The sequence below is a fragment of the Eggerthella guodeyinii genome, from assembly GCF_009834925.2.
Taxonomy (GTDB): domain Bacteria; phylum Actinomycetota; class Coriobacteriia; order Coriobacteriales; family Eggerthellaceae; genus Eggerthella; species Eggerthella guodeyinii.
Genome location: NZ_CP063310.1, coordinates 772,840 through 798,084 on the forward strand (window position 1 = coordinate 772,840; position 25,245 = coordinate 798,084).

Annotated in this window: 17 protein-coding genes; 10 read left to right on the top strand and 7 right to left on the bottom strand. The window is 66.4% G+C overall.

Annotated elements, in window-relative coordinates; genetic code table 11:
- Nucleotides 1-2 precede the first annotated feature (2 nt).
- A complete protein-coding gene (locus tag GS424_RS03060; RefSeq protein ID WP_160943679.1) occupies nucleotides 3-668 on the top strand; it encodes a 4Fe-4S dicluster domain-containing protein in 666 nt (221 codons plus the stop codon).
- Nucleotides 668-1,573, top strand: coding sequence for a dimethyl sulfoxide reductase anchor subunit family protein (locus GS424_RS03065; RefSeq protein ID WP_193666565.1), 906 nt, complete (start codon nucleotides 668-670; stop codon nucleotides 1,571-1,573). The genes GS424_RS03060 and GS424_RS03065 overlap by 1 nt, the downstream gene beginning before the upstream one ends.
- Before the next feature lie 185 nt (nucleotides 1,574-1,758).
- Here the strand turns inward: GS424_RS03065 and GS424_RS03070 are convergent, their stop codons facing one another.
- A complete protein-coding gene (locus GS424_RS03070; protein ID WP_244977651.1) occupies nucleotides 1,759-3,417 on the bottom strand; it encodes a helix-turn-helix transcriptional regulator in 1,659 nt (552 codons plus the stop codon).
- Nucleotides 3,418-3,516: 99 nt separating this feature from the next.
- On the opposite strand from GS424_RS03070, the gene GS424_RS03075 reads away from it, so the two are divergent.
- Genes GS424_RS03075 through GS424_RS03085 form a run of 3 tightly spaced genes read left to right on the top strand, consistent with a single transcriptional unit; the run spans nucleotide 3,517 to nucleotide 8,003 of the window.
- Nucleotides 3,517-6,411 (top strand): molybdopterin-containing oxidoreductase family protein, encoded by a 2,895-nt coding sequence (locus GS424_RS03075; RefSeq protein WP_160943486.1) that lies wholly within the window; start codon nucleotides 3,517-3,519, stop codon nucleotides 6,409-6,411.
- Between the two features lie 3 nt (nucleotides 6,412-6,414).
- Complete coding sequence (locus GS424_RS03080) at nucleotides 6,415-7,098, top strand: 4Fe-4S dicluster domain-containing protein (RefSeq protein ID WP_160943487.1); 684 nt, start codon at nucleotides 6,415-6,417, stop codon at nucleotides 7,096-7,098.
- Nucleotides 7,098-8,003, top strand: coding sequence for a dimethyl sulfoxide reductase anchor subunit family protein (locus GS424_RS03085; protein WP_160943488.1), 906 nt, complete (start codon nucleotides 7,098-7,100; stop codon nucleotides 8,001-8,003). Before GS424_RS03080 ends, GS424_RS03085 begins: the two co-directional genes overlap by 1 nt.
- A gap of 424 nt (nucleotides 8,004-8,427) precedes the next feature.
- Here GS424_RS03085 and GS424_RS03090 read toward each other — a convergent pair whose 3' ends face one another.
- Nucleotides 8,428-9,894, bottom strand: coding sequence for a LuxR family transcriptional regulator (locus GS424_RS03090; RefSeq protein ID WP_160943489.1), 1,467 nt, complete (start codon nucleotides 9,892-9,894; stop codon nucleotides 8,428-8,430).
- A gap of 271 nt (nucleotides 9,895-10,165) precedes the next feature.
- On the opposite strand from GS424_RS03090, the gene GS424_RS03095 reads away from it, so the two are divergent.
- The gene (locus GS424_RS03095; RefSeq protein ID WP_160943490.1) at nucleotides 10,166-11,989 is read left to right on the top strand and encodes an FAD-dependent oxidoreductase; all 1,824 of its coding nucleotides are present in this window, start codon (nucleotides 10,166-10,168) and stop codon (nucleotides 11,987-11,989) included.
- Nucleotides 11,990-12,188: 199 nt separating this feature from the next.
- Nucleotides 12,189-13,751 carry a helix-turn-helix transcriptional regulator gene (locus tag GS424_RS03100; protein WP_160943491.1) on the top strand — a complete coding sequence of 521 codons (1,563 nt, stop codon included), beginning with the start codon at nucleotides 12,189-12,191 and terminating at the stop codon, nucleotides 13,749-13,751.
- Here the strand turns inward: GS424_RS03100 and GS424_RS03105 are convergent.
- Nucleotides 13,748-14,980, bottom strand: coding sequence for a coproporphyrinogen-III oxidase family protein (locus GS424_RS03105; RefSeq protein WP_160943492.1), 1,233 nt, complete (start codon nucleotides 14,978-14,980; stop codon nucleotides 13,748-13,750). The two genes, GS424_RS03100 and GS424_RS03105, sit on opposite strands and share 4 nt — an antisense overlap.
- A 240-nt stretch (nucleotides 14,981-15,220) precedes the next feature.
- Between GS424_RS03105 and GS424_RS03110 the strand changes: the two genes are divergently transcribed.
- Together GS424_RS03110 and GS424_RS03115 are read left to right on the top strand one after the other, a co-directional pair.
- Complete coding sequence (locus GS424_RS03110) at nucleotides 15,221-17,065, top strand: FAD-dependent oxidoreductase (protein ID WP_086414964.1); 1,845 nt, start codon at nucleotides 15,221-15,223, stop codon at nucleotides 17,063-17,065.
- A 216-nt stretch (nucleotides 17,066-17,281) separates the two neighbouring features.
- Nucleotides 17,282-18,817, top strand: a complete 1,536-nt coding sequence (locus GS424_RS03115) for a response regulator transcription factor (RefSeq protein ID WP_160943493.1) — start codon at nucleotides 17,282-17,284, stop codon at nucleotides 18,815-18,817.
- A 3-nt stretch (nucleotides 18,818-18,820) separates the two neighbouring features.
- Here GS424_RS03115 and GS424_RS03120 read toward each other — a convergent pair whose 3' ends face one another.
- A complete protein-coding gene (locus GS424_RS03120) occupies nucleotides 18,821-20,575 on the bottom strand; it encodes an FAD-binding protein (protein WP_160943494.1) in 1,755 nt (584 codons plus the stop codon).
- Nucleotides 20,576-20,909: 334 nt separating this feature from the next.
- Here GS424_RS03120 and GS424_RS03125 point away from each other — a divergent pair, with 334 nt between their 5' ends.
- The gene (locus tag GS424_RS03125; protein WP_160943495.1) at nucleotides 20,910-21,884 is read left to right on the top strand and encodes a hypothetical protein; all 975 of its coding nucleotides are present in this window, start codon (nucleotides 20,910-20,912) and stop codon (nucleotides 21,882-21,884) included.
- A gap of 62 nt (nucleotides 21,885-21,946) precedes the next feature.
- Here GS424_RS03125 and GS424_RS03130 read toward each other — a convergent pair whose 3' ends face one another.
- The 3 genes from GS424_RS03130 to GS424_RS03140 all read right to left on the bottom strand — a co-directional run bounded on the left by GS424_RS03130 (nucleotide 21,947) and on the right by GS424_RS03140 (nucleotide 25,239).
- Nucleotides 21,947-22,729, bottom strand: coding sequence for a 4Fe-4S ferredoxin (locus GS424_RS03130; protein ID WP_160943496.1), 783 nt, complete (start codon nucleotides 22,727-22,729; stop codon nucleotides 21,947-21,949).
- A gap of 163 nt (nucleotides 22,730-22,892) precedes the next feature.
- The gene (locus GS424_RS03135) at nucleotides 22,893-23,576 is read right to left on the bottom strand and encodes a cytochrome c3 family protein (RefSeq protein ID WP_160943497.1); all 684 of its coding nucleotides are present in this window, start codon (nucleotides 23,574-23,576) and stop codon (nucleotides 22,893-22,895) included.
- 10 nt (nucleotides 23,577-23,586) lie between these two features.
- Entirely contained in the window at nucleotides 23,587-25,239 is a 1,653-nt protein-coding gene (locus GS424_RS03140; protein ID WP_160943498.1) for an FAD-dependent oxidoreductase, read from the bottom strand.
- Between the last annotated feature and the right edge of the window lie 6 nt (nucleotides 25,240-25,245).

Here is a 25,245-nt window from a genome sequence, read left to right on the forward strand (position 1 = left end):
TTATGACTCAGTATGCCATCGTTACTGATCTGAACCGTTGCGTTGGATGTCTTGCCTGCTCAGTAGCTTGCAAGGTGGTCAACAACGTTCCGATTGGCTCGTATTGGAACAAAGTGCTGCGCGTGGGGCCCAATCCAACTCCGGGAGGGAGCGGGGATTATCCCGACGTGGAGCTGTATTTTCTTCCGCTAGGTTGCCAGCACTGCGCCGACCCCGAGTGCGTGAAGGTGTGCCCGACGGGCGCCTCGCATAAGCTGGAGGACGGAACCGTGCAGATCGACAAGTCCAAGTGCATCGGCTGCCAGTTCTGCGCGATGTCGTGTCCGTACGGGGTGCGCTACCTCAACGAGGAGGAGCGCGTGGTGGAGAAGTGCACGCTGTGCGAGCAGCAGACGGCTCAAGGCGAATTGCCCCAATGCGTCGCCCAATGCGGAGGCCGTGCGCGATTCTTCGGCGATGTCGACCAAGGCTACGACTCGTTCGTCGCTCCTTGTGGCACGGGCGACGCTGGGTCGACTTATGACGAGATGCATGGATCGCGTATCACGCTTGCCGAGGCAACGAACGATTACACGGATGCTGAGGTTCATGCGTTGCCTGATGTGGGCAACGCCCCGTCGTTCAGGTACATCCTGCGCGATATGACGTGGCAAGGAGGCGGTGAATGATGGAACTGCAATGGCCTTTGATTTTGTTCACCACGCTGGTTGCGTGGAGCGCGGGGCTGTTCGGGACGCAGGCGCTGATGGCGGTGTTCGGGGTGGGGAAGCGGGCGCAGGTGCCGGCGTGGGTTTGCTCGGCGGTCTTGCTGGCGGCCGGCGGGATCGCGGTGTTCTTCCACCTGGAGCACTGGGAGCGGATCTTCAACGGGTTCGGGCACCTGACGAGCGGGATCACGCAGGAGCTGATCGCGATCGTGGTGCTTGCCGTGGCCGCCGTGGCCTACCTCGTGCTCATGCGCAAGTCCGACGACGGCGCCAGCGTGCCCAAGTGGCTGGCGTGGCTGTCCGTCGCGCTGTCGGTGGTGCTCGTGGCCGTCATGGCGCACAGCTACACGATGGCCGCCCGCCCCGCCTGGGACTCGGTGCTCTGGATCCTCTACGTCCTCGGCAACGCCTGCGTGTTGGGGCCGGCGACGTTCGCCCTCCTCTCCGCCTTGGCTGCAGGGGGACCCGCAGGCCAGCCCGCCGAGCGCGCAGCCGGCGCCGGGGCCCCCGCTGGTCTCGCCGCCCTCGCCGGCGCCGCCCTCAACGCCCTCGCAACCCTCGCCTTCGCCGCCTTCCTCCAGCTCTCCGCCGGCTCCTTCGCCGACGTCGGCCTCTACTTCGACCCGACGCACCCGACGAAGGCCATGGCCGACGCAGCCGCGACGGTGGGCTCCCAGGCCCCGCTCCTGTGGCTCGGCGCGCTCGCCGTCGGCGCGATCGTCCCGCTCGCGGCCGCCTTCATGGGCAGGCGCACGGGGAACTGGAGGCTCTGGGCCCCGGTCGCGATAGCCGCCGCCCTCGTCGGAGCCGTCTGCATGCGCGTCGTCTTCTACAACCTGGGGCTCTCGGTCTTCATGTTCTACTAGCGCATCCCCCGATAGCGCCTGCGGAGGCGCCGCCGACCAGGCGAGCCCCTCCGCAGGCGCATGAGGAGGGGGGCCTCCGCCCCTCCTCATGCGCGCGCGACCCCCTCAGCCCTCCTCGAGCGCGATTCGTCTCCCCATACCCCCTTGCAAACGGCGAACCGCTCTCCTGGAGGGCCGGGGTCGTATCAGTCGATTTCTTGCACGAGGTTGATCAACTCTTGCTGGGAGTGAATCCCCAGCTTTTGGTAGATGTGCTGGCGATGGGTGGAAACCGTGCTCTTCGACAGGCATAGCTGGTCTTGCACGTACGGCAGGTTGCGTCCCTTCGCGAACATGATGAGAATCTCGGTTTCGCGTTCGGTCAGACCGTACCGATCGACCACCTTCAGGCATTTTTCCTGGAAGCGGCGCTTGCGTTCAAGCGGAATGATGTCCATCGCTTTCAACAGATCCGATTCGGTGAACACGGCGCTGCTCACCAGCAGAATGACCAAAGCCGAAACCAGCATGATGGGAAAAGCTGAAGCAAGCTGGATGCCGTGCTGGTGAAGCACGAACCGGCCCAGCAGCATGCCCAGCAGCGGTCCGACCGCCCATGCGGCACGCGCGAATGAAAACGTGCGTATCCTGACCGACGCGTATCGATTGCATATGCCCGTCACGATGACCCACATAAACAAGCTGAAGCATTGGTAGGCGGCCGCATTCGCGGCGTAGGGAAGGTAGGCCGACGAATCGGGGTATACGAGAGGCAGCGGCAGCAGAAGCGCGCCGATGACGAGGAACACGACGATCGCGTGGTAGCAGTTTTTCGCCATGCGCTCGGATCTTGAGTTGAGAAGGATGAGCGCGATGGCAATCGCTCCGGCGGTCACTCCGAATGCGACAAGGGCCTGGGTGAACGCGTAGACGGTGCCGCCGACGCTCGCGATGCCCATCTGTATGTAGAGGGTTCGGACGGCTTCGTTCGCGAATCCCACCAAAAGGGCGCACAGCCCGAGCCTCGTGACGAGGTGGGCCCAGTCGCGTCGCTCGAGCGGGTCTTCGATGGGCGTCTGCTGGTCGAGCGGGCATGGCGCCTCCTGCGGCGCCAACCCGATGTTCTTCATGCCGAACTCGAGCAATACGGCTGCGATCAAGGGCATGCTGGCGGCAAACACGCATGCCTCGAAAGGCGAGAACAGCAAGAACAGGGCGAAAAGAAGCGTCGACAGGATGTGGGCCGATGCGGCGCCCGTCACGATGGCGCGCATGGGCAGGAGGCTGAAGCTCATGCCGAATCTGATGAGGAACAGTCCCGAAAACACGCCCGACAAAACGCCCGCCAAGCTCACGAACGCGGTGCCCGCGATTCCCTCGAACCCCGCAAGCGGCATAAGCAGCGTGGACGCGCACACGCCGAAGGGGAGCAGGTAAAGCGACAGCTTGGATTTCAAGAAACGTCCCGTAGCCCTGTCGGCTATGCCGGCAAGCGCAAGCGTCAACGTGACGGCGATGATGGATATCAGGTAGGTGGTATCGAGCAGGCTTTCGCCGTGATGGTAGCTTGCGAACAGGCTCATGCTCTTGAAGCTCATCGACACCCAGGCGATATTGCAGCCCAGCGCTGCCCCTACGGTGATTTCTGCAGCTGTTGGGAAGACCCTTTTTGGATTGACCGGCTCCATGGACTTGTCCCCATCCCCCCGAATGCGGGCTTTCCGCCGTCCGCAAGCGAACGGCTCCGAGATGCCTATTGTACCGCGCTCTCGTGCCGGTCGAGTTCCGATTGCGACAAAAAGACTGGGAGATTTGGAAACGCGATCAGCGTTTCTCCAGGTGAACGGCCATCGTGCGATGCGCACGATACCGATTTGATCGAAAACGTGCGACCAGGCCGATGTGCGACGGCGACGGGATCCATAGGGTGAAGCGCATCGGAGAGGACGATGAAAGGAGGAGGAATGGGCGAACTGCTCATGACCCGACGTGCGTTTGCGAAGGTGATGGCCGTGACGGCTGCGGCCGCCGGTTTCACGGGGGCTCAGCCGGCGTTGGCGGATACCGAGCCGGCTGCCTCGTCGGGCGAAGTCAAGCGCATACGCTCGGCCTGTCGCGGATGCGGCAAGATGGAGTGCGGCGTTTGGGTGACCGTTCAGGATGGGCGGGTTGTCAAAACGGAGGGCGATGAAAGCGCTTTCCAGTCGGCGGGAAACCATTGCGCGAAAGGGCAGGCGTCCTTGCAGGCGGCGTATCATCCCGACCGTCTCATGTACCCGCTCAAGCGCACGAATCCCAAAGGGCAAGAGCCCGGTTGGGTGCGCATCAGCTGGGATGAGGCGTATCGATCCACCGTCGAGGCAATCCATAAGAACCAGGAAAAGTACGGCAACGAGACGTGCTTCTTCATGGGCGGCACGTCGCGTATCTGGGCCATGGGCCCTTATGGCGCGCTGAAGCAGTGCTTCGGGTCGCCGAACGGCATACAGGCCAACGAGATATGCAAAGGCCCGCGCTTCTACGCTACGAAGCTGAACGATTCGAACGCTTACAGCTGGATGGAAGTGGTGGGGCGTCCGCGCGTGTACGTGCAATGGGGCGGCGCGTCGGAGCTGTCCAATTACGACGATAGCTGTCGCACCACGGTCGACGTGGCGACGCGCGCCGACAAACACATCCTGGTCGATCCGCGCCAGACGAACTTGGGGAAAGAGGCGGATATCTGGGTGAACCTTCGTCCCGGAACCGATGGGGCAGTGGCGAACTGCTGGGCCAACGTCATCATCGAGAACGAGCTGTACGACGATTTGTACGTGCGGAAGTGGATGAACGCTCCTATGTTGGTGGTGGAAGAGGAGAGCTTCGAGCCAACCCCTTCCTCGTCGAGCGCGCAGACGGCCAAGGTGCGTACGCGCCTTCTCAAAGAGTCCGACCTCGTCGAGGGCGGGGCGGATACCCGCTTCATGGTGCTCAACGAGATCACAAACGAGCTGAGCTGGTACGATGCCGGCGGCGACAACCCTGGCTGGGAGGGCGAGGACTGGGTTCCCGCAACCGAGGGCAAAGAGGCTCATCAGCCGGGATTGGATCTGACAGGTCAGACGCAGGGCTTCGTGCTTGACTACGTACCGTTTCCCGACGGGCTGCTTCCCGCGCTGCATACCCCCGAAGGCGGCTTCGAGGTGGAGTTGAAAGATGGCTCCAGCGTTCACGTGCGCACGGTGTGGGAGCGCTATATCGAGTTCTTGGAAGACTACACTCCCGAAAAGGTGTCGGAGATATCGGGCGTTGACGTCGAAGTGCTGAAAGAGGCGGCCATCACGTACGCAACGCGCGTCGACCCCTCGACCGGGTACGGCAATGGCGGAATCCAGTACATGCTGGCGTTGGAGCACGCGTGCAATTCGACGCAGAACAACCGTGCCTGCGACCTGCTGGCGGGCATAACGGGCAACATGGACACTCCGGGCGGCATGCGCGGCTCGACTCCCGGTTGGCCCGTCTACGACCTCGGCATGTGCGTGCCCGACTCCGGCAAAACCACCGAGTACACCATCGAGAAGATTTTGGGCAAAGAGCGGTTTCCGATGATCGGCTCGGACTGCAACCCCAGCTGGGCGGATGCGACGTCGGTGTACGACGCTATCGAGAGCGGCGAGCCTTATAACGTGACGTGCGGCATCGGGCAGACGGGCGACTTCATGAACCAGTCGAACTCCCTCTTTGCCGCGGAGCAGCTTCAGAAGCTCGACTTCTGGTGCTCGATCGATCTGTGGCACACCCCGTGCGTGGATATGATGGCCGATATCGCAATGCCCGCCGCTCATTGGCTGGAGCTCGATTGCATTCGCAAAAGCCAGGGCTCGTCGGGTGCGTTCGGCGCTACGGTGAAAGCGGTGGAGCCTCCCGGAGAAGCGAAGAACGATCTGGAGATCGTGGTTGGCCTGTATAAGGCCGCCGGGGTCCCGTACTTCGACGAGGGGTATCACGGTGCGGCGTGGCTCGAGGGGGATGAAGCCGTGGACGCGTGCAACAACGTTGCGCTCAAAAGCTTCCGCATTCCCGATTGGAATGACTACAAGAAGGAATTCCAAGAGAAGGGCTGGTTCGATTCCAAGGTGGAGAAGCCCGACGATTGGGGCGTCTATCGGCGCTATCAAACCGGAAACGGCCACATCAACGGAGGGTTCCCGCCCAATCCGAACCAGCATCAAGGCTGGAACACGACCACGCACAAGCAGGAGATCTGGTCGACGGTGCTGGAATCATGGCTGCCCGGCGAGGGCGAGGAGTTCCCGAAATTCGTGGAGGCTCCGCATGGCCCCGTCGCCGACCCCGATTTGTTCACGGACGACAACTCGTTCTTGATGACCACCGGGCGTCGTCAAGGAACCTACTTCCATTCCGAGCACCGGCAGCTGCCATGGTGCCGCGAGCTGTGGCCCGTTCCTCGGCTTGAGATGAATCCCGTTGACGCCGAGCGACTTGGTCTCGAGCAGGGGGATTGGGTGTGGATCGAAACCGATCAGCACAAGATTCGCGAAGTGGTCGATCTGTACTACGGCATCGCCCCGGGTGTGGTGAACGCCGAGCACCAATGGTGGTACCCCGAGCTCAATCAGCCCGATCACGGGTTCAAATTGTCCGGCGTGAACTGTTTGATCGATCGCCATGCCCAAGATCGCATCATCGGGTCGTCGAACCTGCGTGCTTACGGTGTGAAGGTGTACAAGGCCACGCCCGAGAATTCGCCGTTCGGAAACCCCGTGCCGTGCGGAGACGACGGGACGCCCATCATCCACACCTGCGACGATCCGCGCCTGAAGGAATGGCAACCGTTGTACGAGGGGAGGGAGTGACCTATGGCTCGTTATGCGATTCTGACCGATCTCAACAAATGCGTCGGCTGCCTTGCGTGCTCGATAGCGTGCAAGGTGGTGAACAGCGTGCCGGTGGGGTCGTATTGGAACAAGGTCTTGCGTATCGGGCCGAACCCGCGCACCAAGGGCGGCCAATGGCCCGACGTGTACACCTATTTCCTCACCGTGCAGTGCCAACACTGCGAGAATCCCGAGTGCGTGAAGGTGTGCCCGACCGGCGCCTCGCACAAGCTGGAGGACGGCACCGTGCAGATCGACAAGTCCAAGTGCATCGGCTGCCAATTCTGCGCTATGTCGTGCCCGTACAGCGTTCGCTACTTGAACGAGGAGGAGGGCGTGGTGGAGAAGTGCACGCTGTGCGAGCAGAAGATCGCCCAGGGCGAGCTGCCGCAATGCGTGAGCGAATGCGGCGGTCGCGCTCGGTTCTTCGGCGATTTGGACCAGGGGCTCGAGAGCTTTGAGGCGCCGGGGTGCGATCTGCAGGACCCGTCGTACGATGCGCAGGTGAAGGCCAGGATGAAGTGGGGCGATTTGATAGGCGACTCATGCGACTATCCGGTGAAGCCTTACGACGAGAGCGAAGTGTACCACCTTCCCGACGTGGGCAACGCCCCCAGCTTCGTCTACATCCTGCGAAACGAGAAGTGGCAAGGAGGCGGTGAATAATGGAACTCCAGTGGCCTTTGATTATCTTTACCACCCTGGTTGCCTGGTCGGCGGGGCTGTTCGGGACGCAGGCTCTGATGGCCGTGTTCGGGGTTGGGAAGCGGGCGCAGGTGCCGGCTTGGGTTGCGTCGGCGGTGCTGCTCGCGGTCGGCGGGATCGCGGTGTTCTTCCACCTGGAGCACTGGGAGCGGATCTTCAACGGGTTCGGGCATTTGACGAGCGGGATCACGCAGGAGCTGATCGCGATCGTCGTGCTTGCCGTGGCGGCCGTGGCCTACCTCGCGCTCATGCGCAAGTCCGACGACGGCGCGAGCGTGCCGAAGTGGCTGGCGTGGCTGTCCGTCGCGCTGTCGGTGGTGCTCGTGGCCGTCATGGCGCACTCGTACACGATGGCCGCCCGCCCCGCCTGGGACTCGGCCCTCTGGATCCTTTACGTCCTCGGCAACGCCTGCGTGTTGGGGCCGGCGACGTTCGCCCTCCTCTCCGCCTTGGCTGCAGGGGGACCCGCAGGCCAGCCCGCCGAGCGCGCAGCCGGCGCCGGGGCCCCCGCGGGTCTCGCGGCCCTCGCCGGCGCAGCCGCGAACGCCCTCGCAACCCTCGCCTTCGCCGCCTTCCTCCAGCTCTCCGCCGGCTCCTTCGCCGACGTCGGCCTCTACTTCGACCCGACGCACCCGACGAAGGCCATGGCCGACGCCGCCGCGAGGGTCGCCTCCCAGGCCCCGCTCCTGTGGCTCGGCGCGGTCGCCGTCGGCGCGATCGTCCCCCTGGCCGCCGCCTTCATGGGCAGGTGCACCGGCAACTGGAAGCTCTGGGCCCCGACAGCCATAATCGCCGCCCTCGTCGGAGCCGTCTGCATGCGCGTCGTCTTCTACAACCTGGGGCTCTCGGTCTTCATGTTCTACTAGCGCATCCCCCGATAGCGCCTGCGGAGGCGCCGCCGACCAGGCGCCCCCCCTCCGCAGGCGCACGGTAGGCCCCCGGCCCTCCTCGAGCGCGATTCGTCTCCCCATACCCCCTTGCAAACGACGGATCGCCCTCGAGGAGGGCCGGGGCCGGGCTCCCGAGTGGGCTCCGGCGCCTCTTCTGCGAGTTTTTCGACTTCGTGGCAAGCGGGCTCCCGAAGCCGGTTCCCCCATCAGGCGTTTCGCAAGCGCGAGAAAGCGCGCCGGCGGAAGCCGGCGGCCACGCGCGGGAGAAACCCCTGGTCGGGTTTCTCCCCGCTTGCCACGAAGTCGAAAAAGTTGCAGAAAGCAGACCAAACCTTGCAGCGAGTCGCCCGCCGTCCTCATGAGCGTCCTCATGAGCGACAGGCCTCAATTCCGGCAGAACCTATCCCTCCACGCCGCTTTCTCGCTCTAGCAGGTCGATCAGCTCTTGTTGGGAGTGGACGTCGGTTTTGCGGTAGATGCTCTTCACGTGGCTCTTCACCGTCTCGTCGCCGATGACCAGCTCCTCGCGGATGTAGGCGCGGTTGCGCCCCTTCGCCAGCAGGAAGAACACCTCGATCTCGCGCGGCGACAAGCGGCAGCTGCGCGCCAGGCGCGTGCCCGCCTTCTCGAGGTCGGACGTGGCGTCGGCCTCCTCCATCGGTTTCACGAACCCCCAGCCCGTGTTCGCCGACCCGCTCCCCATCGCGAACAGCGCGATGATGAGGATCACGAACACGATGCCCGCCGACAGCATGGCCAGCCCAAGGTCGCCGTGCACCACGGTGAGCGCGAGGGCGGCCGCGACCGAGCCGACGAACTGCCCCAGCTGGATGCACAGCAGGCCCCAGCCCACCACCCAGCCGGTCGGCACGCCGCCGCGCGAGGCCAGCACGGGCCACAGCGCCCACAGCACGATGTAGAAGTACTGGTAGCCGAACTGGTGCACGGCGGTGCCGATGACGTTCCACGGCTCGTGCAGCGGCAGGAACAGGAACCCCGCAGCCATGAGCGGCAGCGCGATCTGGTACGTCAGGTGGTCGAAGTCCATCTTGTACACGCTCATCGTGACGAACACGGCCAGCGCGCCGCCTGCGATGGCGATGATGTTCAGCTGGTCGCGCACGCCGATCCAATCGTCGCCCACCGGGGCGATGAGTCCCTTCATGGCGCCGAACGACACGCCGAAGAACACGGCGATCACCATCATGCGCACCGGCGGCTTCTCGCGCACGCGCACGTTGCGCATCGCGCGCGGCGGACGCGGCACGCTGCGCTTGAAGTGGATGAAGCACCCCATGCTGATCAGGGGGAGCAGGGCCACCACGAGCTGCGCTGCGTCGATGGGGAGCAACCGCACGAGGAGGTACGCCACCGCGGCGATGAGCAGCGACACCACACTGTAGTTCACGGTGCGCTGCGACCCCAGCGAGGCCAGCAGCTCGGCCCACAGCACCACGACGATGCCGCTGCCCACACCGGTCAGCAGCGATCCGGTCAGGTAGAGGGTCGAGGCCGCATCGCCCGTCCCGGCGAGCGCGGGGTGGGAGATGGCGACGGTGCCCAGCGCGGTGAGCGCGGCGGCAAGCTGGGGGAGCCCCTTCACGTCGGACAGCGGGTTGCGCAGATAGGAGAGTAGCAGCAGAAACGCGATGGTCACCACGTTCGCCAGCAGCGACGTCACCCACAGCGGCTCGAGCGCGATGCCTGCGAGCCCCGCCGCTGCGACCTCGCCGCCTGACGGGCCGAGCAGCGTTCCTTCGCCGTAGAACAGCGAGCTCCAGAACACGCACCAGATCCAGGTCCAATGGGCCGCGAACCCCAACAGGTCGGGCGTGCGCCACAGCTCCTTGCGCAACGATGGTGTCATCCGTTCCTCCCCTTGCATGCATCGAACGCCCGCAGTGTCCGCAGCGCGCGGATGGGCGAATCCGACAGCGATCCCCGCCAGAGATTATACGCGAGCGCATCACCCTTTGCCGCGCCGCCCGTGTGAACGGCATCCCCCAGGTAGGGGGAAATCCGAAGGGGGAGGCGAAGTTCCCCCGGTCGACGGGATGATGACCTGCGAGGTCGAGCGTATGGTCGGCGCAACGCGGCAACAAGGGGCCGCGAGCAAGCAACGGAGGAGGGAATCACTCATGGAGGAAGAGAAGAAGCAGGGCCTTTCGCGTCGAGCGTTCTTGGGTCTGGGCGGCACCGCGCTCGCGGGTGCGGCCGTCGCCGGGCTGGCGGGCTGCGCGCCGCAGGGTTCCGCCGACGCGGGCAAGGCCTCGACGGCGGGCGCGGCGGATGGCGCGACGGGCGGCATGCCCGTGGCCGACAGCGGCGCTTCGGCCGGTCCCGACGTGGCCGGCATGCACAGCTGGGAGATCGCGCCCGACGCCATCCCCGCAGACAAGATCACGGGCACCGAGGACTGCGACGTGCTCGTCGTGGGCGCGGGTCTCGGCGGCTGCTGCGCCACCATCGCCGCGCTCGAGGAGGGCGCGAAGAAGGTCATCACCATCGACAAGAATCCCGAGACGGTGGTCGCGCGCGGCGTGCACATCGCCGGCTTCCACACGAAGGTGCAGCAGGGCCTCGTGGACCAGGGCCTCGTCGAGGAGCCCGACTACAACAACGTCGTGCGCCGCTGGATCAACTGGGCGCAGGGCCGCGTGAAGGAGCCGCTGCTGTGGGAGTTCGCGCACAAGAGCGGCGCATGCTTCGACTGGCTGTACGACCTGGCCACCAAGAAGGGCCTCGAGGCGCTGCTGTGGGATGGCTACTACAAGGGCCCCGACTACACCGAGTACCCGGTCACGCACATCTTCTACCAGGCCGACAAGTACGAGGAAACCATCAACTTCACCTTCTACCAGGGCTCGGGCGTGGGCGACGTGTACGGCAACGCGGTGCTCGTGCCGGCGCTGTACGACACCATCGAGGAGCTGGGCGGCGAGATCCGCTGGGAGACGAAGAGCGAGCGCCTCGTCCGCGACGGCGACGGCCCGGTGACCGGCGCCATCGTGGCCACCGGCAAGAACGAGTACACGCAGATCAACGCGAAGTCGGTCATCATCGCCTCGGGCGACTACGCCGCCGACGACGAGATGTTCCAGTACTACTCGCCCATGACCGCCTACGCCATGGACGGCCGCTTCTACAACCCGCCCGACGTCGACACCGGCGACATGCACAAGCAGGCCCTGTGGGCCGGCGCGGCCATGCAGAAGTCCGAGCCGCATTCGGCCGTCATGCACCTCGACTTCGGCGCGGCAAGCTACGGCTTCCTGCACGTGAACTGGGACGGCAAGCGCTTCAAGAACGAGGACGTGAACACCCAGTCGAAGAGCGTGACGAAGGCGCTGCAGACGCAGAAGGACGCCTGGACCATCTACGACTCCCATGGCCTCGAGCAGGTGAAGGCCCAGATGGACGCCGGCCTCGGCGGCGGTTTGCAATGGGGTCAGCTCACGCAGCCCGTGGGCGGCGAGTACAACCTGGAGGCGCAGCAGATCGTCCTCGAGGGCGAGGTTGAGAGCGGCCAGACGCTGAAGGCCGATTCGCTGAAGCAGCTCGCCGAGAAGATGGGCGTGCCGCCCGAGAACCTCGAGGCCACGGTCGCCCGCTACAACGAGCTGTGCGACCTGGGCAAGGACCTCGACTACGGCAAGCGCCCCGAGGTCATGGGCAAGGTACAGGATCCGCCGTTCTACGCCGGCAAGCTGGTGGCCAGCCTGCTCACCATGTGCGGCGGCCTGCGCACGAACACCGACTGCCAGGTGCTCGACGCCGAGGATCAGCCGATCGAGGGCCTGTACGTGTGCGGCTCGGCCGCCGGCGAGTTCTTCGGCGCGGGCGACTATCCCACCTACGTGCCGGGTATCGGCCACGGCCGCTGCGTGACCTTCGGCCGCATCGCTGGCATCAACGCCGCCGGCGGCGACGCCGAGTCGAAGATCCCCAGCCTCGACATCTAAGCCATCCCTCCCGGGTGCCGCTTCCCTGCGGCCCCGGGCCCCATCGACGAGCCGCCGCCCCCTCCCTCCCTGGGGCGGCGGCTTTTCCGCGCGCAGGGGGGGCACCCTCTTCGCCCCCCCCCCTCCCCGCGTTTTCCGCCGCCTCGGTCGCGATCGGCTATAATGCCTGCTAAGGGTTCCAGCAGAACGGGGAAGACGTTTGCCGGCATTGCGGCGAAGCATACAATCGAGCGCGCGCGAGCTCGCGCGCGTCATCGCGCGGGACGGGGCCGCGTCGTTCGTTCTCGCGGTCGTCGGGCTGGCCTGCTGCTTCGTGTTCTGCAGCATGGGCTCGTCGGTGGAGACGGTGGCCATGCGGTCTTCCGAGCTGTTCGCCCCGTCGGGACAGGCCGACGCGCTGCCGACGTTCGCCGTGACAGCGGGGTCGCTTGCCGCCTACGCGCTGTTCGGGTGGGCGCCGCTGCCCGCGGTCGATCGCGTGCGGGGGTCGATGCCCGTCTACGCCGTCTGCTGCGTCGCGTTGGCGGCGGTGTACGCGGTGACGTCCCTGCCGGTGCTGTCGGACGCTTCCGGCGCGCGGGCGTTCTTGCTCGTGCTGCGCGGCTTCCTGGGCGTGACGACCCTCGTGAGCTGGTTCGCGTTGCTGGGCGATCGTCCGCGCCTCTTCCAGGTTTCCGCGATCGCCGTCGCGTTCGCGGCGACCGCGCTGGCGGATCTCGCGTTCCTCGCGCTGCAGGCGGCCGTGGGGTTCGCGCTGCTGGTGGCGCTGCCCCTGCTCTCCCTCGGGGCGTACCGCGTCGTCGCGCGGAAGCGCTCCGGCGCCGGCGCGGCTGCAACTGCGCCGGCAGGTGCGGCTGCGGACGCAGCCGTCGGCGATGCCGAGCCGTCGCGCGCCGCATCGGGCGGCGTGGCGCGCGTGTTGGGCTCGCCCATCCTGTTCTGCCTGCTGGCGGGGGCGGTGCTGGGGTGCATCCAGGGCGTGGGAGCCGACCTGGTGCTCGCGCACGAGCAGCTGGCCGGGGGATACGTTGCGAACAACCTGCTGGTGGCCGCAGCGCTGGCCATCGCCGCGGCGCTCGTCGGCGGGGGCGCGGCGTTCGCGCACGACGGCGACGACGCGCGGCTGCTCGCCTATGCGCGGCTGACGGTCATCGTGGCCCTCGTGCTGGCGCTGTGCCTGTCCAACGTGCTGATGATGTCGGGCACGTTCGTGTCGCTGACCGCCGCGAAGCTGATCGGCGCGTTGCTGCTGGCGTACGCGTGGTTCGCGGCGTGCGCTCGCCCGGGCGCGCGAGCCGTCCGCGCCCTTGCGCGGATGCTCGTATGCTGGCAGGTGGCGGCGGCGCTTTTGCAGGCGGCCGTCATGGCGATGGCGGGCGAGGGGCCCGTGCAGGTGGTGAACGTCATCGTCGTGATCCTGCTGGGCGCCGTGCTGGTCATGCAGCTGTTCCCGCTCTTCCTGTCGAGCCGCCCCGCCACGTTCCCCACCGGGCCTTCGAACGGCCAGACGCGCTCCCAAGCGCTTTCGATTTCCGCCGACGAGGCCGACCTGGCGCTCGTCGAGCGGTTCGCGGACGAGTACGGGCTCACGCCGCGCGAGCGCGAGCTGCTGGGGTTCTTCGCTCAGGGGTACTCGGTGGCCTACGCTTCGGAGCAGCTCGTGCTGTCGCCGTACACCGTGCGCACGCACCTGCGCAACATCTACGTGAAGACGGACACGCACTCGCGCGACGATCTCTTGGCGCTGCTGAAGACGTACTAGGCCGACGCCGCGACGCGCGGGCTCGCGCCGGCGCCGCGATGGCCGGCCGCCTCCTTCTCCGCCTGTGCCGCGGCCGCAAGGTGCTGCACCGCATCGTCGTACCGATGCCCGCCTTCGCACGTGAGCTTCCAGCGGTCCCCTTCGCACGTCGCCCAGCCCGCTTCGGCCAGGCGCTCGAGCTCGGCGCGCAGGGGGGCGGGCAGGCTCGCGCCGAAGCGGCGCTCGTGCTCGGCGTGCGAGAACCCCTCGGCTGCGAACAGGCGCCCGGCCACGTAGCGGCACGACGCCTCGACGGGCGTCAGGACGTCGGCGGCCGCCGTGATGGCGCGGATGTCTTCGGCGTGCGCCAGGTACCGGGCGAGGTCGCCGGTCGAGCGCGACACGACGCCGTCGAGCTTCGACCAGGCCCCCGCGCCGACGCCGAGGCGGTCAACGTCGTCGCAGCGCGCCCGCTGGCTCGCCCGCAGCGTGCCGTTCGCGCTGAACAGGTGCTGCGTCACGCGGGTGAAGCCGTCGGCGACGAGCTGCTCTTCGCCGGCCGCACGCAGGGCGAGCCGCTCGTCTTCGGTGGGCCAGGCCTTGCGCGGCAACGCGTCGAAGCGCTCGGGGTGCTCGGCGTAGCGCTCGTGCAGCGCGCTTCCGGGCCGCAGCCGCAGCGGGGCGAGCGCGATCTCGCGCGCGCCGAAGCCGACGGCGTTGACGATGGAGGTGGACAGGTTGACGCGGTTCTGGCCGGGCAGGCCGTACAGCAGGCTCATGCCCAGGCCGTCCCACGAGCAGAACGTCAGCAGCTGCCGCGCGTCGATGTAGCTGTTCATGGGGTAGCAGAGCCCCAGCGCGTCGTGCTGCACGCCGTCGAACGTCTCCTGTCCCAGCTCGAGGAACGTGATGCCCGCTTTGCGATAGTGCCCGAGCGCGTCGAAGCTCAGCCCCGCGCACGTCGCTTGCAGGGCCGCGTCGGCATCCGGCGCCACCTCGAACGCGTTCCGCAGCTCGTCCATGACGCGCGCGAGGGCTTTGGGCGGCATGAGCACGGGCGAGCCCCCGGAGAAGCGCACCGACGTCACGATGCGCCCGCGCACCTCGGGCGCGGCCGCGCGCAGCTCGCGCACGAGCGCGTCGGCGTAGCGTTCGAAGTCGGCCACCCTGCCGGTGGCGACGAGCGCGTCGCAGTAGTCGCAGCGGCGGGGGCAGTACGGGAAAGAGAGGTCGACGTGCAGCTCGTTCATGGGGCGCTCCATCCTGGGTCCGGGGGAGGGGCTGCGGTGCGGCCGCAGCGTTTCGTTCCGCTCCGATAATAGCGAGGAAGGCCGTCGAGCGCCTACTGCACTCTGCAGTAACCGGCCGCATTCATGCAGGTTGGGGGATACCGAACCGCGGTGCGCCCCGTAGGATGGGGTCGGTTCTGCAGCGCGCCACGGCCTGGGGGAAGGGCTCTCGGGCCGCTCGCTGCAGGGAAGGAGGATGCGATGAGCGAACGGACGAATCACCTCGATGCGGTGGACGATCTGGAGGGCGCGACGCTGTCCCGGCGAAGCTTCCTGGTGGGTGCCGGCGCGGCTGGCGCTCTGACCATGCTGGGGCTTGCGGGATGCGCGCCCAGCACGTCGGCTTCGGGCGACGCGGCTGCGAGCGCGAGCGCCGATGCGGCCGAGCCGGCTGCGGGCGGCGAAGGCGGGGGCGGCGGCGCGGCAGGTCCCGCGATGGGCGGCGGCGCGGCCGATCCCACATGGCGGACCGATCCCGGCGCAAGCTCGTTCGACCCGAAGGAGACGCGGGACTTCGACGTGGTGGTGCTCGGCGCGGGGCACGCGGGCGTGGCGTGCGCCCATAAGGCGGCCGAGCTCGGCAAGAAGGTGGTGCTCGTCGAAAAGCAGGCCGAGGAGAACTACCAGAACCTGGGCAACGAGAACGGCCACATCAACTCCGAATGGCAGAAGAGCCACGGCGTGCCCGAGGTCGATCCCATGACGTTCTTCAACAACTGGCAGCTGAACTCGGGCAACCGCGCCGAGCCCGACATCCTGTCGTACTTCTGCCATCATTCCGGCGAGGTGTTCGATTGGCACCTGTCGTTCACGCCCGGCTACGACCCCATCTGCGAGACGTGGGACGACATCCCCGACGAGTGGACGCCCCAGCTGGGCAGCTTCTACAGCTGGCCGGGAGCCGCGAACCACCAGGCCGAGATCGAGGGCGCCACGTACGCCGGCATCACGCAGGTGAACTACAACGCCATCCAGGCCGCGATCAGCAACGACGGCATGGAGATGCTGTGGGGCTACGAGGCGGTGTACCTGGTCAAGGACGGCGACAAGGTGGTCGGCGCCATCGTCGAGGGCGACGACGGCCAGATTCAGCTGAACGCCAGCGTGGGCGTCGTGGTGGCGACGGGCGACATGTCCACGAACACCACCATGTGCGGCGAGCTGCTAACCGAGATCAGCGACCTGAACCCCACGTCCGACGGGTTCTCGGGCATGGGGCAGGACGGCATGGGCCAGAAGATGATGTACTGGGCGGGCGGCGAATTCGAGATCGGCCCCCGCGCCGCCATGGGCGGTGCCAACGTCAGCCCGATGGGCCCCTGGCAGGGCACGCACGTGCTGCTGCTCGACAAGGACGGCTACCGCTTCTCCAACGAGGCCTTCTCCACGTCGTTCCTCGCGGGCATTCCCGGCGCCCGCCACGAAGCGGGGTTCGTCAGCGTGTTCGATTCGAACTGGCGCGCCACCGTCAACCGCATGCCCATCGGCCACCTCAACGTGAAATGGTGGGACGACCAGGAAGGCCATTTCGGTGCCAAGTACTGGGACAACGACTTCACGGCCGATCACGCCGACTCCGGGGCCGAGGGGTTCCAGACGTCCGAGGCGGAGCACGGGGCGTTCACCTGCTACTGCTCGAACGATCTCGCCACGTTGGCGGGCTACTGCGGCTACGAGGGCGAGGCGGCGGAGCGGTTCGTCGCCAGCGTCGAGCGCTACAACGAGATGTGCGAGCAGGGGGCCGACACCGATTACGCCAAGCCCGCCGAGGTCCTGAACAAGCTCGAGCCGCCCTACTTCGCCATCCCGTTCCCGACCGACGGAAACATGGCCGGCGGCCTGGTCACGCTCACGGGCATGTTCTGCGACCGCCACGGCCAGGTGCGCGCGCAGAACACGTTCGCGCCCATCGAGGGCCTGTACGCGGCCGGCAACTGCATGGGCGGCAGGTTCCCCTTGCAGTACACGTCGCCCATCAACGGCGTGTCGATCGGCTTCGCCCAAACCTCGGGCTACCTGGTGGGCGAGTACCTGGGCGGCAAGTAAGGCTCGCCCGTCCGGCGCCGCGCCGCGCGCTGTTGTCATTCCCGTTCCCGGGGCGCATCCGCCCCGCCTTCCCCAGCCGCCGTCCCACCCCTCCCAGGACGACGGCTTTTTCGCGCGAAAACGGGCGGGCGTTTATTCGAAACGGTATACTGGCAGGCGGAGGAAGCTGTGGCGAGGGGTCGCCGAGCGGGCTTGTGGTACGGGGAGGGTGCGGGCATGGTAAGGCTGCGCGATTTGATGGGGCCCGATGGCAAAGGCGCTCGGCTCTGGCTCTGCTGCTTTGCCATGGGGACGTGCTCCTCGGTTCGCGTCTGGATTCTCAACAACGACATCATCTCGGTGTTCTCGGCGACGGACCCGTTTGCCCGCGATGTTGTGTATACATGTGCGGAGATACTGCCCCTCGTGGCCATTGCCTTGTTGGCCCGCTTTCGCCCAACCGTTCTGAGCAATCGGCTTCTCTCGTGCACTGCGGCTGCGTCGGCTGCAATCGGAGCGGCGATGTTCTTATGCGTCGACGCTTGGGCCGTTCCCGGCTGGCCTCAGATCGCCTATGCTTTATGCATACTCGGAGGCATGTGGGTGAGCGCCGCCCTCGCGCTGTCGTTGTGCAAGCTCGCCAACCCAAGAAGCGTTGCATTGTGCGTGTGCTCCGCGTACGCCGCAGCATCGGTGTTCGAGTGGGCGATGTCCTCTGTGCCGCTTGAAGCGCGCGTGGCGTCCTGGGTTGCCCTCACGTGCATCGTGCTCGTGCTGGCGTACCCCCTGGCGAGCGACATGATTCGCGAGGCTGCCGAGGTGGGGGACGCGCGCGACTTGGTGCTGAGCCAGCCTCGTTCTTTCGTGAGCCCCTTCAACGTCGCGTTCTTGAGCCTGCTCGCGCTCAAGCTGGTTTCGGGCTTCTCTCTGGCGCTCAACAGCGTTTCCGGGGTTCCCGTCCACACGTTCGTCACAGGGCTCGTCCCCTTGCTTGCAGGCGTCTGGATAGTGCTGAGCGGGCGCGAGCGCGGCCAAGAGGACGCGTTGTTCCAAATCGCCTCGCTGCTCGTCATCGCCGGCGTTCTGGCTGCGATGGTGTCGATCCTCCACTCGCTGGGAGCGACAAGCAACGTGCTGCTCGCGTCGGCGAGTGAGTGTTTCGCTTTGCTTCAGATGCTGGTCGTTGTTTCCATGGCCGCTCGCAACAAGATCGATGCTGTGTACGTGGTCGCATGCAGCCAGGCATATACCTCGGTCGGGACGATGCTGGGGGCGGGTGCCGGTCATGCGGCGAACGGTATTGCCGCCGCAAGCGATGCGGCTACGCTCGCGTTTCTCGCGGCCCTGCTGTTCCTGTTCGTCGCATTTTGCTTCGTTTGGCTGCGTCGCGTCAGTTTCGAACGCATCATATACGGCATTCAGCCCGTGAAGCCCTTGGTGATCGCCGATTCTCATCAGGCATCCGAGAAGGGCGGGAGCTTTGAGAGCCGCTGCGCTCGCTTGGCGGCACAGCGAGGGCTTACGAAACGCGAGACGGAGATCATGGCTATGCTGGCTCGGGGACGCAACGGGAAGTTCATCGAAGAGCACTACGTCGTGTCGTACAATACGGTGAAAACGCATGTGAAGCATATCTACATGAAGCTGGACGTGCACTCCCAGCAGGAGTTGATCGATGCGGTCGAGCACTTCGGAGACGAAGGGGCCTCAGCGTCGCGCTCAGAAAGCGGTGCCGGTTTGGAACCGGCACCGCCAAGGGAGGGGTGTTGGTAGATGCTAGGCCTTGGTGCCCGCGATGTGGTTCACGGCGTGCCGGGCGAACGTGAGCGCTCTTCCGCACGCCATGCCGTGCGTGAGGTTGTAGTACCCGTCTGCGAAGACCGATCCGCCGCAATTGCCTGCAGCGTACAAGCCGGGAATCACTTCGGCGTTGGTGTCGAGCACCTGCATGTCGGCGTTGATGCGCAGGCCGTCGCTCGTGTCGAGCAAGGTTCCGCCCAGCGTGACGCCGTAAAACGGGGCCGTGCGGATCTGCGATAGCAGGTACGGCTCCTTGCCGAAATCGACATCCTCTTGGGCGTCGTACAGCTCGTTGTACCGTTCGATGGTGGCGAGGAAAGCCTCTTTGTGGGCCCCTTCCAGTTTCAGGCCGTCGGCGAGCTCTTCCAGCGTATCGGCTTTGACCACGATGCCCTTGTCGATCCATTCCTGCAGGTAACCGTCGGTTCCCATGCCCACCGTGTTAACCATGACGCGCGTGAGGCTCGCGCAGCCCAAGCTGTGGAACCGCTCGATGTCTTCGGCGAAGCCGGCATCCCAAACCTCCAGGTATACGCCGCCCGGTTGTGACGCGGCGGCGTGAGGCGCCCAGTCGTAGTTGGCTGATTCGTTGAAGAAGCGCTCGCCGTGCAGGTTCATCTTGAGGAACGGCTGCGATCCGGGGTTGAACTGCCCCGTCGCAGGTAGCATCGGCTCTCCGTTCTCGAGACTCTGCTGGGTCCATCCCGCTTTGGTTCCCGGCTCGACGGCACCGCGGTCGAATACGAACGCGGCAGACTGCGGGTCCTTCATGGCTCCGGCCCATAGAGCCGCCTTGATGCCCATGCCGGTGTTCCCGGGCGTCCAGTCGGATGCGGTCAGGCATTTCGAGAGAATGGGGTTCAAGGAGTCGAGCATCTCCGCATTCGCTGCGTATCCGCCGGTGGTCATGAGCGTGTTTCGGGCCTTGACGTGCACGTACCCCTCTTTCGTGTCGAAGATGGCTCCCGTCACCGCGCCGGCGTCGTCGGTGGTCAGCTTGACGAGGTCGAATCCGTACGTCACCTCGTGACCCTGTTTGTTGATGTAGTCTTCGAACAGCTCGTTGCGCTTGAGCTTGGCGTACTCCTCGGGGCAATCTTCGCGGGCGTTGTAGTTCACCTGAATGGGGGGAACGTACATGTCGATGCCCACGCCTCCATGGCCGAGCCCTTGATCCGAATCGAAAGAAACCTCGTAACCGTAATCGGACATGATCTGCTTGACCCAGGCATGCATGTCGGCGGACTCGTCAAGCCACACCTTCACGACCCGCATGTCGTTTTTTCCTCCAAACGCCTGGCGAAGCACGTTGTTCAGCTTGACGGTGTCGACCTCTTTGCCCGCTTCGGCGCACTCGGGGATATTCACCGCGCCGTACCAGTTGCGCGTTGCGCCCACGGCCCCGGCCTTCTCGGCTACGACGAAGTCGATGCCCAGGTCGGTGGCGAGAACGGCTGCGGCCATACCGGCATTTCCGGCTCCCACGATAAGAAGCTCGGTTTCCATGGTGTTCACGATGTCCGATTCTTCGATCTGCGGTGCATCGCCCAACCATGCTGGCGTTTGGCCGATGGTCGTTTTGCCCGAGCCTGCCGGTGCCGCCTGCGCGCTTGACCCCGCAGTCGCTTCGCTCGTTTGTTGGGGCGCGCACCCCGCCAAGCCGGCGGTGGCGGCGATGCCCGCGACCGCAACTGCTCCTGTCAGAAAGCTGCGGCGTGAAATGTCTTCCATACGTTCCCTCCTTGCTCGATGGATGTGTCGCGCTCGCCATGCAGCCGACGAGCGTCTCGCATCCTAGGTTCGTCGAAGGAGAGGTTCGTCACCCGCTGAGGGGGATTTTTTCATAAGGCCATGTCAAAAGATGTTTTTTGTTGCTTGTTCCAACGTCGAGACCCCTTTCTCTCCCAAGGGCCGGTTTCCGGGGCGCAACGGTTGTGCAACGGGCTTGGGGCTTCAGGTGCGGGCGGGGCGGCGTGGGCGACAATGCGCGGATACTGAACATTCCGCCGAAGCGCCGTGGCCGCCCCCGGACGCCCGCGCTCGGCGCGCGTCGAAAGGAAGCGCCATGCCCGCATCGATCCATCCTCCCGTGCAACTGCATATCGTCCTCGACGAGGACAGCTACCAGGGCGGCGACAGCGTCGAGATGGCGCGCCGCTTCACGGCCGTCGCCCCCACCGACGTGGTGCGCGCCGCGAAGGGCTCGCAGCGTGCGAACGTGCTGCGGTTCGACCTGGGCGACGATGTGGTGACCGCCGAGGCCGACGACGATCCGCTGTGGCGCGACGCGCTCACCACCTGGCTCGACGAGGAGTTCGCCGAGACGTCGGCGCTCGTGGCGCGCGAGAACGACGCTCGCAAGAACAACGGCGAGCAGCCGGTGCCGTTCGCGTGGGCCGAGGTGAAGTTCGGCGCGGGGCCGGTCATCGCCATCCGCATGAAGGACTCCGCCATCCCGCCCGAGGCGGCCGGCTTCGTCGCCCGTGCGCGTCAGCTGCTCGTGGGCGGGGCGTTCGGCGCGGACGACATCGCCGCCATCCGCATCCCCGCGTGCGCCAGCATCGAGGCGCAGCGCGCCGACGCCCACCGCGCCGAGTACCTGGAAGCGCAGCAGTACGAGGCCGAGCACCGGCCCGTGCTGCAAGAGGTCGACCGCTATTCCGAGGAGGTGGACCTTGCGACGGGCGAGGGGTGGACCGACGAGCTGCAGGGCTCGCAGTCGAAGCGCGACGCGCCGACGGACAGCGAGCTTGCCGAAGCCGTGGCCGAGGCCGAGGCGGCGCTGCGCCAGGGCGTCGACCCGTCGGACATCGCCGCCGAGGACCGCGCGGCCGACGTCGATGCCGGCGACTTCGCGGTGGACGTGGAGGCCGTCGAGGCCGGCGGCGCAAGCGACGACGTGGACACGTCGGGCGAGGGCTGCGCGCTCGAGGGCGGCGGCGTACCCGAGCATCTCGACTACCGCGTGTGGAACGTGGCCTACGCCGACGGCACGTCGGTGCGCTTCGACTCGGTGCTGGGCGAGGCGCTGATCGACTAGCGAGATGCTGCGTGCGTGCAAGCGGCACCGACATCGGCACCGCTTGCACGCGGGCGCAGGCCCTACCGGAACAGCTCCGGCTCCTTGCGCTCGAGGCACTTCGATTCCAGCATGGCTATCACCTGGTCGGTCGACTCGCTCGAGAAGCGCTTCGCGTCCTCGGGGCAGCTCTTGACGCACGCGCAGCAGTGGAGGCATCCTGCTCCCACGAGCGCGGGGTCATCCTCGTCGATGATGCCGAGCGGGCAGCGCGCGACGCAGATGCCGCAGCTCGTGCACGCGTCCGAGGTGAGCGGGCGCACGTCGGCGCCGGGCTTGAGCTCCTTGTAAGGGCGGCTGCCCTTGATGGCGGGCGCGGGCAGGTCGCGCGAGCGCGCCAGGCGTTCTCCCAGGTCCGCGCCGAAGCGCTGCGCCACGGCGATGTCGGCGTCGTCGGGACGGCCGGTTCCCACGCGCGCGGTGAGCGAGTGCTCGCCGATGAACGCGCCCGCGGCCGTCACGTTGAACCCGCGCTCTTCCAGCAGGTCGGCGGCTTCCAGCAGCGCGTCGTCGAAGGCGCGGTTGCCGTACAGTCCCACGACCACGGCCGGCGTGCCGCGGCCTTCCAGATGCGCGAACTCGTCGCGCAGCAGCACGGGCACGCGCCCGGCGTACACGGGGAATCCGAACACGAGCACGTCGTCGGCCGCGCACGAAACGTCGGCCGGACGCTGCGCCGGCAGCGTGAGGTCCGCGGCTTCGACGGAGGCGCCCAACGGCGCGGCCAACGCGCCCGCCACCTCCTGCACGATGGTCTTGGTGGTGCGCGTGGGGCTGAAGTACACGGCGCGAACGATCGACGACATGGCGATTCCTCTCTTCTCCCGTAATCCTTCGATGATACCCCTTTTCGCACCTGCGCGTCGCGAGCCGGACGGCGAAAGAGCCCGGCGGAGAGGGATGCCGGGCTCTGCGGATAGGGAGGGACGGGGGGCGGGGAGGGATGCCCCGGTCCCTGAACGGGAGGTGCTAGGTCGTCGCGCGTTCGCGCAGTTCGTGGCAGGTGCCGCATTCGAAGGTTCCCCGGTGGTGGCACTGCGCGCAGTACCGCATCGAGTCTTTGGGGAGGTCCTTGGAGTGGTTGTTGTGGCAGTCGGTGCACGTGGCCGGGTTGGCGTCGTGCTTCTCGCCGGCCGGGATGTCGTGCGGGTTCACGGTGGTGTCCTTGTCGTCGGTGAGCGCAGTGGAGCCGGCGGTCTTGGCCGCCATGTCCTCCATCGTGCCGTGGCACGAGATGCAGGTCTCGGGGTCAACCGTGACCACGGTCGCTTTGGTGGCGGCCTTGTCGCCGAACTTCACGTCGGCGTGCTCGGCCGACAGCGTGCCCTCGTCGGTGTGGCACTGGGCGCAGGCGACGCCCTCGGCCTCGTGGGCCGTCGCCTGCGGGCAGGCGGCGTCGGTCGCCGAGGCGGCCTCGCTCGTGTGGCACATCGAGCAGTCGGACTCCATCGTCCAGTTCACGGGCTGGCCGTCCATGGCCGACGCGGCGGAGCCGGAGCCCTCCGCCTGCTGCCCGGACTCGGCCGGGGCGTCGGTTTCCGCCTTCGGCGCGCAGCCCGCGAGCGTCCACATCGCGGCCGTGAGCGCGAGGACGACGCCGAGGACGGCGAGCACGACGAGGCGCCGGTCGGCGGCGTGTGCTTGCACGGTCATGCGCTTCTCCTTACTTCTTCTCGTCCCACGCGTCGAGCGACGCCGCGTGGCGGGCCGAAATGCGGCCCCAGATCATGTTCTCGGCCACGTTGCCGCCCGTGATGCCGTAGGTGTGCGAGTGGATGTTGCCGAAGCTGCCGGCGCCGTACAGACGCGGGATGGGCTGCTCGGCGAACACGTCCAGCACCTGGCCGTGCTCGTTCTTCATGGCGCCGCCCAGCGTGGAGCACGAGCCGGGGTACACCGTGTACGCGTAGAACGGCGGGTTGTTCAGCGGGTTCAGCGTGGCGGCCGAACGGTGGAATTCCGGGTCCTCGCCGTTCTCGCACACCTGGTTCCACGTGTCGACGGTGGCCTTGAGCGTGTCGGCGTCCATCCACTTGTCGATGGCTTTCATCTTGGCCGCAAGCTCCTCGAGGGTGTCGGCTTTAATGATCCAGCCCTTGTCCACCTCGGCCTGGTTGTTGTCCGACCAGCCTTCCCAATCGCGCAGCTCGTCGGGCAGCATGGTGGTGAAGTTCCCGCATTCGAACCAGTCGCCCTGGCGCGTGGACATCGGGCCGGATTCGAACAGCGTCTGATCGAACACGCACCAGCTGGGGCAGTGGTCGTAATCGCAGATCTCGTCGCTGAAGTGGGTGAACGCATGCCATCCGTTGTGTGGCGAGCCGATGCGCATCTCGTCCACCCAGCGCTTTCCCAGCCGGTCGGTGTAGATGAACGTCTGATCCGACGGCATGATGAGGATGAGGAAGTCGTTCTCGGGATCGCGCGTCCACATGCCGTACATGGCGCCGGCCATGCCCATGTGCCACAGCTTGCCGCCCACTTCCTCGGTCATGCGGATGCCGTCGCCCGTGTTGTACTTCCAGCCTTCGAACTTGAAGGGGTAGCATTTGAGGTACTTGCGCTTCATGTCCTCGTTGAACTCGAAGCCGCCCGTGCAGAGGATGACGCCCTTGCGCGCCTTGACCGTCTTCTCCTCGGAGCCGATCATCGTGGTGCAGCCGACGATCTCCTTGGTGTCGGGGTTCTGGATGAGGTGCTCGTCGTGGCAGTCGAACAGCACCTCGACGCCCAGGTCCTTGCGCTTCTGGTCGAGGATCTCGAACGAGGCCATGCCGAATCCCGGAGGGTCGGCGATGGACTGGCATCCCTCGCCGCCGGGCAGGAACGAGTACTCGGGAATGGTGCCGGCGATGGCCTTCTCGTTGATGTCGTACTCCAGCTCATACTTGTCGGCGTACTCGCAGTTGCGCAGCCCCTCGTCGATCCAGGCGTCGATGACCGCAGACGGCGTGTCCACATCCTGCGTCATCTCGTGCCAGTACTGGCGCATGCCCTCCGCATCGTTGATGATGGCGAACTCGCCGTTGTTGATGGAGCTGTTGCCGCCGCCGCGCACCGGCGCCTTCTCCAGCACGAGCACCTGCTGGCCGCATTCGTCGGCGCCGATGAGCGAGGCCCACATGCCCGCGCCGCCGTAGCCGACCACCAGCAGGTCGCACTCGTAGTCCCAGCTCTTCGGCATCCAATCTTGCGACGCCCCCGTGCCCGACGCGCAGCCGGCCAGCGCGGCGGAGCCCGCCACGGCGGCGGCAGCGACGCCCGCGCCCTTCAAAAACGAGCGGCGCGACAGCCCTCCCAGTTCCTTTGCGTTCATCGTTCC